This window comes from Nostoc sp. XA010, assembly GCF_020829625.1.
In the GTDB taxonomy this organism is placed as follows: Bacteria; Cyanobacteriota; Cyanobacteriia; order Cyanobacteriales; family Nostocaceae; genus Nostoc.
This window is the reverse complement of sequence record NZ_JAIVFX010000018.1, coordinates 86,316-95,535: the sequence shown is the minus strand read 5'-3', so window position 1 is coordinate 95,535 and position 9,220 is coordinate 86,316. Positions and strand designations below refer to the sequence as shown.

Genomic DNA, 9,220 nt, shown 5'->3' with positions numbered 1-9,220 from the left:
TTGTGGATCAAGTATCGCCAAACTTAGTTTAAGAGACTACTGATTTTATGAGTTTGTTAATTCTAAGTATTGCAAAATCTCGTCTTTAATTTGAGAAGGAGTTTTCAGATGTGTATATATGACCAGGGTTGCTAGTTGATGGTTGCTTTGGTGGGTGAGAAAAAATCGGTTTTCTTCCATTCCATTGATCGTGAGTGTGAGACGTTGGTTGAGAATCATAACTGATTCATCCGGATCGGGTGACGGCATCAACAATACTACATTGGCATAATCAGCCAGCAGTTCACTAACATGGTGAAAGTCGGCATCATCTTCATAAATTGAATGTCCAGCCCCAAAATCAATGACGCAGTTTTGATGTTCCTGGAGAAGGCGTTCTACCGCATAAGCCTCAAATTGTTTCCAATAACGATAAACTCCGGCAAACCCTTCATTTTCTGCAATGTTCTGTTGCTGTTGTTTATCCCACCCTCGAGGTTGATAATAGTTCCAGCGTAAGATATCCATAGATATCTGTGGCAGTTGCAGTTTTTTAGCTAAAATTCTGCCAATGGTACTTTTGCCTGCCCGTACTGGCCCAATGAGAATAATGTCGGAGGCATTTGGCTTGATTGTAGCCAGAATTTCTTCACTAGTTTGCTGTGGCGTTTTATCTTTAGTGTAGATAATATACTTTGCTAAATCGTAGTTAGAGTGATGCTTGACAAAATACTCGTTGATTTCCATGCCGTTAATCATTGCACGAGTACGCTGTTGCAGTATTTGTAGCGATTCTTCCACGTCTTCGGATGGCAAGAGCAAAATCACATGACCACAAGACTGGAAAACAGAACTAACTTGTTGAAACAGTTCGGCATCATCGTAAACTGATTGGGGTGCAGCAAGCTCGATTATATAGTTGCAATATTCAACTACAGCGTGCTTGAGTGCATGAACATCAAATGGCATCATGTAGCGATAAACCCAATCGCTTTGACCATCTTCCCAAGCTTGCTCAACTAATGTTTTGTCGCAGCCTATCTCCTGCCAGTAATTCTCTGAGATTTTCTCTAGGTGGACAAACGGTAAATTTAGCTGCTCACTTAGCAACTTTCCGATAGTACTTTTACCTGCACCCTGAGGCCCAATTAAAAGTATTGGTAGCTTGATTGATAAGTCGTGATTAGTTGACATTGCACCATCCTTAAGAATTACAAACAGCAACAGCTCAACTTAACCAAATTCAATGTTTCAGAAATTATGGAAACCTATTTAGTTTATGTTGACACTGCTAACAACAATAACAAATTCTGGTATAGGTCTAATTGGGTCAATTTCGTTAAAGAAACAAGCAAGTTAGTCGCCTAATTATTGAGATTACAGCAATTTTCAGGTAATTGAACCACAAAAAACGGTAAGCTAAATAGATAGTGATTGTCAAATTCAATGCCAGTATCTTACTCCAAAGATTTGCGTGGTCGTGTGATTGCCGCTTGGTTAGAGAAGGAAGGTTCGCAACGCCAACTGGCTCAAAGGTTTAAGGTCAGCTTGTCATTTGTACGCAACGTGGTACGTCATTATCGTGAAAGTGGACAAATTGAAGCAAAACAACGTGGAGGGTACCAAAAGCCGATAATTCAGGATGAACATCTCAGCATGATCAAGTCTTTGGTGGAAGGTAAGAATGATTTGTTGCTAAGAGAATTATGCGTTGGGCTTTGCCCCGCCGCAGGCATCGCTATGCAGAACGCACAGGGACTAGTGTAAGTATCACGACAATGCATCGTGCGGTAGAAAAATTAGGTTTACGGTGTAAAAAAAAAGTCTCTATGCCAGTGAGCAAGATACCCCAAGAGTACAAGAGTTAAGACATGACTATCGCCGTTGGTTAGATAAAATTGATGTCAGAAACCTGATATTTGGAGATGTTGCGGGATTGAACTTATCAATCGCTGCGCGGCTTGTTTGCCAGAGCAGTCAATGGCGAAAGAGCAGTTGGTAATATACCTGGCACTAAGGGTGGGAACGTGTCTTTGATTGGAGCTTTAAACCTTGATGGGCTAGTTGCGGCTATGACTGTACCAGGTAGTACAAATACTGATGTATTCCTCACTTATGTCACTGAAATTTTAATGCCTCAGTTATGGAAAGGAGCGATCGTGGTCATGGATAACCTCCCGGTTCATCACGCCGAACGTGTAAGAGTTGCAATTGAATCCGTTGGTGCAAAAGTTAAGTTTTTGCCTCCCTACTCTCCAGATTTATCTCCTATAGAACTGTGTTGGTCAAAACTAAAGCAATTTCTCCGTTCCTGTGAGGCACGCACCACCGAATCACGATGGCCTTGCAATGGCTCTGGCTGTCAATTACATCACCGAAGATGATGCCTTCGGTTGGTTCAATCACTGTGGTCTATTTACCTGAAAATTGCTGTAAGTCCTAATAAGTGCAAGTACTACCAGCAAGGAGAAAGGGCAATGACAATACTGCTCGGTTAAGGATTTTTAACTCGGAGTTGGGTTTGGGGTAAAGGTTAAAGGTTTTTTCTTTCCCCTTTTCCCTTCCCCTTTTCCCCAAAACCCGACAAGTGTTGAGGGCAATGAGGCTTATTTTATATGTATCCTAGCCCAAGTTGTAGCTCCGTAAGCCACAGAAGATGATAGCGACCATAGTGAGCGCCACAATTATTATCGCTTTATAAAATCTAACTGGAGTTTAGTCCAACAATGTTTAAATTTAGTTTTTTTCTGTAACAACTTCATGAAATAACTTTATCTATACACATGACTCATAGTCTGCAAATTCTCTTAAATAATCAAGAGAGGATGAAGAATATCAATTGTCAAGTTCTTGTGGTCAAGGATCTAAAGATATTTATCGAAAAGAAACTACAGTTGTAGGAAGTTTTGGGATAGCAAATGCCTTTGGGTTATACGATATGCACGGTAATGTATTTGAATGGTGTGCAGACCATTGGCATGAAAATTATGAAGGAGCGCCTACAGATGGTAGTGCGTGGATAGAGCCTGTTAGTGACAATCATAACGGTGACAGGCTGATGCGTGGAGGTACGTGGATCGGCAGCAAGGACATCTGCCGTTGTGCTTATCGCCTCGGCAACTGGAGCCGCCACCTCGGCTTCCATATCGGTTTTCGGGTGGTAAGCTAAAAAACATTTAACTTGCATAATTGAATTAAACATACCTCTTGTGGGGTGGGCATCTTGCCCGCCCAGGATATGCAATTTAAATGTGGCACAGCTTATGTGCAGGTGCGGTATGATAAGCTATCGCTACTCATCGCACTTCACCAGTACCCTATCTACACACGCAATACCCCACTGCGGAAACTTCACCAGCAACTTCTTGATCACAATCTGCAACACCGGATCATCGTCCCAGTACTCTTGCAAGAATTCAAGCCCCGGATTCTGCCCCGAATTCGCCGCAAGTTTGAGTCTCTGTATCCGCTCCAGTCGCACATTCGACCGCGCAACAATCGCCTCATGTGACCACTTTTCAGGATTTGGCACAGGTGCGGCGGAACAATCACCATCATGATTTGCTTTGTCCTCATCACCAGATACTTGGTTTTCTCCCGGCAACGAAGCAGATTGACCCTGTTCTACAAGCTCTGGTGTTTGATTAGCGATCACAGAACTTGAAGAAAATTCATTTTGTGCAACGGGCGCGGCGGAACAAGTACCTCCATGACAATCTTTTAGTTCAAAACCACTATCCTGCTTTTCTCCTTCCAACAAAGTAGATTCATCTTGTGCAGCATCCACAAGCGCCAGCGATGTGCAGTCCATTGCCATAGGCAAGTCTTCCACGCTTTCGACAAACTGAGGCGACGCGCCCCTCAAGGGCGCATGAGCCGTCTCCTCCTCACGCGAATTTTCTGTAAGCGTGTCAGAGACACTCCTCACAATCTCTTTTGAAGAGTTTGTGAGGAGTTTCTGACCAGTTCGTGAGGGTTCACAGAACCCTTGCTCTGAATGGCTTTGACCTAAAATAGACGCTTCATACAAAGCACCCATTTCTTCAAAGCCAGCATCTTTCTCTGAATCCCTAGCATTTAATTCTCGTTTTTCAGCATCTAGTTCTCTTTTCGTAGAATCCCCTTTTTCCCAAAACTCCTTAATTCTGCTTCCATGTAGATTTTTGACAGTCCACTTCACTGTCTCCCGGCCATCCTGAATCGACTTGTCAGGCTTGAAAATGAACAACCCGCTTTCGGAGAGAATTTTCTTTGCAGAGATAAAAGTACTGTACCCCAAAGCTGAGGCCAAAGGCATCCACCGGGAACCATAAGGGTCAGCAGTCCAGCACTCTTGCCACAATTGCGTAACTGAAGGCTTTTGCTGGGAAGCCCATAACATATCTTCGATGGGAATAATCACATGAAGCCGCTTATACGGTGATTGTGGTTTGCTAGCAGCAGACTTTTTGAGCTTGGGTCTTGTAATAGTTGCAGTCATTTCATAATCTCCTATTATTTTGACGCACGGAAATTTCCCTACAGTGTTGTTTATCGCCTTCGGCATCGCAGGGTTTAGTTCGATATTTGTTTGTCTAAAAAGTTACCGATACACTGAAAGCCTATTGAGGTTGCCAGAACCGCAACTCATCTCGGAAATACCTGTCAGTCTTTTTCGATTGTTCCTTCCAGTGATCCCATGCCACCACTACTTCCTCGCCCAAATCCTCTACAACTTCACCCCTCTCGACATACAAAGTACGGTAGGGGTCGGCATGGGCAACAATAGAGCTGATGCCAATAGTGTCTGGTTGAGAGGATGCTTTCTGGAGTGTGGTAATTAAATCTGTTTCCTCTGTGCTTAATTCCATCCAGTAGTCTGGTTTAATTACTTCGTACTCTTGGGCAACATTCCAAAACTCCTGCCAACTACACCCAGGTTTAGCTAGCACCGCCCTAATCTCACTAACCGCTTGAGGCAACATTTCTAATTGCTCGGCTCGGTAAGCGATCGCCTGTGGTGTCGGCTCACTCCCCAGAATTAGCGCCGCAGCTTCCAATGCCTGGGTATTGTTCATGGCTTCGCTTAGGTTTTTCAAAGCCATACCCATAAGCCGCAGACATTCTTGGGCATTTTCCTTGGGTGGTTCTACAGCTAGCGATCGCAAATCAATAGTTTTCTCTAGTGCAAGTTTTACCTGCTTGTTCAAAGCTTTGGTCGCTTGCTGGCTCATGGTATTTCCCCATTCTTGAGAAGGGCGCTGTTCAACCGAGTTTTCCAAATCTTGAATACGCTGCTTGAGTTGTTGATTTTCAATTTCCAGTTTCCGTAACCCCTCCATTTCAGAGAGCCGTTCCTGCAACTGGATGTTTTGCTCTTTCTGCTGCCTGTACAGGTTTTGCAGAGATTGGATTTGCTCTTGTACTTGTTCTTCGGCTCTGGCTGCGGCCTCTGTTTGCAAACCAATCCTCAAATCCTGCTCCAGTCGCTCTAACTCCTGTTTATGGCGTTCTTCAATAGCAGCAATCGCTTCAGAATATTCTTTTGGGTAAGTCCGCCCACTCGATTCGGACACAATTGCGTCATTTAAACCAGTCAAATCAGCATTATTGATCAGCAACCTCTCACCATCGCTGAAGGTGACAATCTCCTGATAGTTATTCGGCGCGTCTGCCTCAATCACTCCCGATTCGCCATATCTGGGATGTGAAAGGGGAGAAACAGTGACAGAATTACACAATTGCGTTTTGACTTTTTCTTGTTTTGTGCTACTGGTTGTCGTGGGTGACGTATTTTTTGGAATAACCTTCTGAACTGCAAGAGCAAAATCGGCGGCAGTGGGGAAGGGTTTTTCTTTCGCTGCGATCGCTACGACTTCGTTCAGCTTGTCGGGAGTTTTGACCAAACGAAGTAGGGGGCGAGTTTGAGAAGGTTTAGTAATATGTGCCTTCAAATCGTTAGGCAAGGTATCAACTACTTTCTTCGCAGATAGCAAATCTCTGACCCGGCGATATCCCCCGTGTTTGGTCAACTCGCTTTCACAATAGGCTTCAAAACTTATGTGTCCACCATCTTTGTAATAGTGGTTGTCTCGCATAAGGCGCAGTTCATCAGATGCTTGCCACTCAAAACGGTCAATGGCAGTGAAGGTTTCCTGGATACTATGACAACAGTGTAATCGAGTGCTGTTGTTTGTTCTCTGTCTAGTGTCAGCATATTTATTGCTCACTATGGTAGATGCCTAAAAGTTGAGGTGGTGCAGCTTAACCAAAGTGAACCTTGCAGATGATTTGGAGGGTTTTTCCAAAATGTGTCAGCATTATAGTTAGTTCACTTTGTGGTGAATGAATTGAACGGGCGATCGCATTGCTTTGGTCGGCGGCGATCGCTTTTACTAAGCAGCAGAGATAATAATTACTCAGGTTGATCCTTTCCTGCTGATTATCGGACTGCCTCATAAGGTAATCGAACACTGGACTAATACGGTCAAGCGCAGCAATACAATAATTGTTCGCTGAAATTTTGTGATCGAGTAACATCCGTTTTTAAGTTTCTCATTTCATTTTTTGCCTAACTTTTAAATATAGTTTCATTTTAGCCTATACAAAGGAAATCATTAAACCCATAATCAGTATATAATTTTTATAGGCTAGTTGCTAGGCTAGCCTATAGTGATAAATCCTGCCTTTGTTTGGCAGGGATCTCATTAACTGCAAAACCCCCGAAGCTATGTTTCAGGGGGTTTTTCTTCATCTTCAAATTCTAAAAACTGGCGAATCCGTTCGCGTGATAGCCTGAGTTGCTCCGAGGCGCTTCTCAGGCTGCTAATTCCCCCAGGATTTTCTCAGCACGTTCCTTAAACTCCTCAAGCTCTGCAACTTTCTTCTTGATGTTGTCAATTTCGTCGTCGCTTCTTGGCGATATTCCTAAATAACTGTCGATGAACTCTAGTAGAAGTCTACTAGCAGAAGTCCCACTCGCTTTGGCCTTTTTTAAGAAAGCAATTTTCTTTTCTTCTGGAATGCGAAAGTTCATTTGGGTTTCCCCTTCCGCAAGATTTCTTGGCATAGTATGTCCTTTTCTGCTCAATCATCGCTTTTAGCCTATACCTAATTCTACTCGCCAGCCTAGTTTTTGCCTATAAAATAGGACTTTTAGCGTTTTTGCCTATACATAAACCTATATTTATGCTTGACTTAGGAAATCTTTTAGCCTATACTAAAGATAGCAAAACAAAAGACGATCGCTCCAGCCTGAGAAACTTACGCGATCGCCCTTTGTGAAAAACCTAACCCCATGTAGAGGCAGGAAATCCTCATTATGACGCATTTAACCTATATACAGCAAGCACCCTCAAGCTTCAAGTTAAATCAAACACTAATTGCTGATCCCCCTCGCAGAGATGAACAAGCCCTAGCCCAACCAGAACTGTACAGCCACCTCGAATCCCAAGCCGAAGCTGTAGCCCCAACCCAAGACCCCCTGACTGCTCGTGACCGTCGCATCATTGGCGAGATTATTCAGGTCGAACCCGAATCAGTGCGTACAATCTGGATCGAAGGCGGAATCACAGTATGGGTGCAGTTAGTCGGTGGTGGACGGCTACCCTTTCACAGGAACTGGTTCGCTACAAGAGTTGCAGAGGTAAAAGCGACTCTGCCAGAAACACCGAGAGAACGCAACGAGCGATTGAGCGATGAACTGGAAACAGCTTGCATTATTTTCGGTCTATACCACGGTGAGATAGATTGGCTCTCGTTTAGCACCAAACTCTACCGAGACGGGCATTTTGTTGGCTTCGTCGGGTGCAATCAAGAAGGTTGGTACTCAAGACCCAGACAGTACGGGGTAAATCGGGTTGCTGGCAGTGCCAAAGATGTGATCGCGTCGTTAGGAGTCCGAGCGACAGTAGCCGCGTAAGTTGCTGAAGGTAGAAAGGGCGATTGCACACCAAAAGAATTGCAATCGCCAACGAGGTTAATCTCGAATAGACACAATCATGACACAAAATACAGCAAGTAACACTGCACTTCTTGATCCGGGTTTAGGTGACTGCCTAGAGAAAATTCTCTTACCTCCAACCGACCCCAACGCAGAGGTTATCGAAATCCCTGGCTACAAACTGGTTTATGTTAATGGAGCTTGCCCCAGAAATTATCGAGTGTACAAAGGTCATTCAATGCTGGGAGTGATATTTCAACATATTACTCACTGGTCTAACGGAGTGGATTCTCTTCGATACGCCGAGCCGATTGATGCAGCAGTTGGACTAGACGAATTTATGAATGTGGCAAGGGTATCAAAAGCGACCACAGAACAACCAGCCACGGAAGAAGAGTTGCTAGATAAAGAATTCGATTCGCTGACGAATGAGGAGTGGGAAAGGCTAAAGAGATACGTGCCACAAGCGAAACATTTGGTTACAGCGTAAGGAAACGGGTGGGCAGGAAAACCCACCTCTAAAGTAAAGAGCAAAATCAAATTCTCAGTTTATCTGAATACAACAACGCAACTCATCGGAGAAACCAATGGAACCGATAGAAATACTGAAGCAATTCAACTCGTGCTACGTAAATATTCAGGCTATTGCACAAAATAAAACTTGGCTTTTGTTGATTGCTGAAAAGAAGATTGATCCAGAGGCAGCAACACACTTGGGTGATGTTCTGCACTATTTGGCTGAGGCAATGGGTTGTCTGGAAGAAGTCGTTGAAGTCAAGTTTAATCAGGATATAGAAGTATGAAACTCTACGCAACCAGTATTCCTCAAGCTTTGCCAAGGTGGGCAACTGTTATATCGAATAATGCAGGTTTGATTGAGGTGGAAATTAATGATGAAGGCCCTGGCTTTCATTCAATTATTGAGGAATTATCTACTGAGATTCAACCAGGAGTTGTTGGTGTAAAAGCTAGCGATTTATGCCAAAGACTTAGCATTGAGATGGTTGATACTAGCGAAGAAAATTAACAACCAACATATACCAAAACTGAAATTACATGAAATTTACAACTGTCTCTGTTAGCTACTCTAGGAAATTTAATCTCGGCAATTTTGAATCACTCGATTTAGGTTGCTCTCTATGGGCGCAAGTAGAAGATGGGGAAGACGCGGATGGAATAACCCAATTCCTCTATCAACAAGCTAAAACTTCTGTAAAACAAGCGGCAATGCCTGTGCTAAAAGCCTCAGAGTTCCAGATTACTAAGGCTAAGTCTAGCAAAAAAGTGTCTGGTGATGTCAATGAAAGCGATTGGTAAAAT

13 protein-coding genes are annotated in these 9,220 nt (G+C 43.6%); 8 read left to right on the top strand and 5 right to left on the bottom strand.

Annotation, left to right across the window (positions count from 1 at the left end; all coding sequences use genetic code 11):
• Positions 1–45: 45 nt before the first annotated feature.
• Positions 46–1,173, bottom strand: a complete 1,128-nt coding sequence (locus LC608_RS23445) for a shikimate kinase (protein ID WP_229555856.1) — start codon at positions 1,171–1,173, stop codon at positions 46–48.
• Between the two features lie 252 nt (positions 1,174–1,425).
• Here LC608_RS23445 and LC608_RS23440 point away from each other — a divergent pair, with 252 nt between their 5' ends.
• The 3 genes from LC608_RS23440 to LC608_RS23430 all read left to right on the top strand — a co-directional run bounded on the left by LC608_RS23440 (position 1,426) and on the right by LC608_RS23430 (position 3,148).
• A complete protein-coding gene (locus tag LC608_RS23440; protein ID WP_229555855.1) occupies positions 1,426–1,746 on the top strand; it encodes a helix-turn-helix domain-containing protein in 321 nt (106 codons plus the stop codon).
• Positions 1,747–1,940: 194 nt separating this feature from the next.
• A complete protein-coding gene (locus LC608_RS23435; RefSeq protein ID WP_267871177.1) occupies positions 1,941–2,363 on the top strand; it encodes a transposase in 423 nt (140 codons plus the stop codon).
• Between the two features lie 455 nt (positions 2,364–2,818).
• Positions 2,819–3,148: a formylglycine-generating enzyme family protein gene (locus LC608_RS23430; protein ID WP_229555853.1), complete on the top strand. Its 330-nt coding sequence runs from the start codon at positions 2,819–2,821 to the stop codon at positions 3,146–3,148.
• A gap of 123 nt (positions 3,149–3,271) precedes the next feature.
• On the opposite strand, the gene LC608_RS23425 is transcribed toward LC608_RS23430, so the two are convergent.
• The 4 genes from LC608_RS23425 to LC608_RS23410 all read right to left on the bottom strand — a co-directional run bounded on the left by LC608_RS23425 (position 3,272) and on the right by LC608_RS23410 (position 7,027).
• Positions 3,272–4,459, bottom strand: coding sequence for a hypothetical protein (locus LC608_RS23425; protein WP_229555852.1), 1,188 nt, complete (start codon positions 4,457–4,459; stop codon positions 3,272–3,274).
• Positions 4,460–4,580: 121 nt separating this feature from the next.
• Positions 4,581–6,188, bottom strand: coding sequence for a hypothetical protein (locus LC608_RS23420; RefSeq protein ID WP_229555851.1), 1,608 nt, complete (start codon positions 6,186–6,188; stop codon positions 4,581–4,583).
• A gap of 34 nt (positions 6,189–6,222) precedes the next feature.
• Positions 6,223–6,417: a hypothetical protein gene (locus LC608_RS23415; RefSeq protein WP_229555850.1), complete on the bottom strand. Its 195-nt coding sequence runs from the start codon at positions 6,415–6,417 to the stop codon at positions 6,223–6,225.
• A gap of 358 nt (positions 6,418–6,775) precedes the next feature.
• Positions 6,776–7,027 (bottom strand): hypothetical protein, encoded by a 252-nt coding sequence (locus LC608_RS23410; protein ID WP_193912988.1) that lies wholly within the window; start codon positions 7,025–7,027, stop codon positions 6,776–6,778.
• Positions 7,028–7,279: 252 nt separating this feature from the next.
• On the opposite strand from LC608_RS23410, the gene LC608_RS23405 reads away from it, so the two are divergent.
• The 5 genes from LC608_RS23405 (at position 7,280) to LC608_RS23385 (ending at position 9,217) form a co-directional block, all read left to right on the top strand.
• The gene (locus tag LC608_RS23405) at positions 7,280–7,879 is read left to right on the top strand and encodes a hypothetical protein (protein WP_229555849.1); all 600 of its coding nucleotides are present in this window, start codon (positions 7,280–7,282) and stop codon (positions 7,877–7,879) included.
• 79 nt (positions 7,880–7,958) lie between these two features.
• The gene (locus LC608_RS23400) at positions 7,959–8,390 is read left to right on the top strand and encodes a hypothetical protein (protein WP_229555848.1); all 432 of its coding nucleotides are present in this window, start codon (positions 7,959–7,961) and stop codon (positions 8,388–8,390) included.
• 97 nt (positions 8,391–8,487) lie between these two features.
• Positions 8,488–8,703, top strand: coding sequence for a hypothetical protein (locus LC608_RS23395; RefSeq protein WP_229555847.1), 216 nt, complete (start codon positions 8,488–8,490; stop codon positions 8,701–8,703).
• Positions 8,700–8,927 (top strand): hypothetical protein, encoded by a 228-nt coding sequence (locus LC608_RS23390; RefSeq protein ID WP_229555846.1) that lies wholly within the window; start codon positions 8,700–8,702, stop codon positions 8,925–8,927. The genes LC608_RS23395 and LC608_RS23390 overlap by 4 nt, the downstream gene beginning before the upstream one ends.
• 29 nt (positions 8,928–8,956) lie before the next feature.
• Positions 8,957–9,217 (top strand): hypothetical protein, encoded by a 261-nt coding sequence (locus LC608_RS23385; protein WP_229555845.1) that lies wholly within the window; start codon positions 8,957–8,959, stop codon positions 9,215–9,217.
• Positions 9,218–9,220 lie beyond the last annotated feature (3 nt).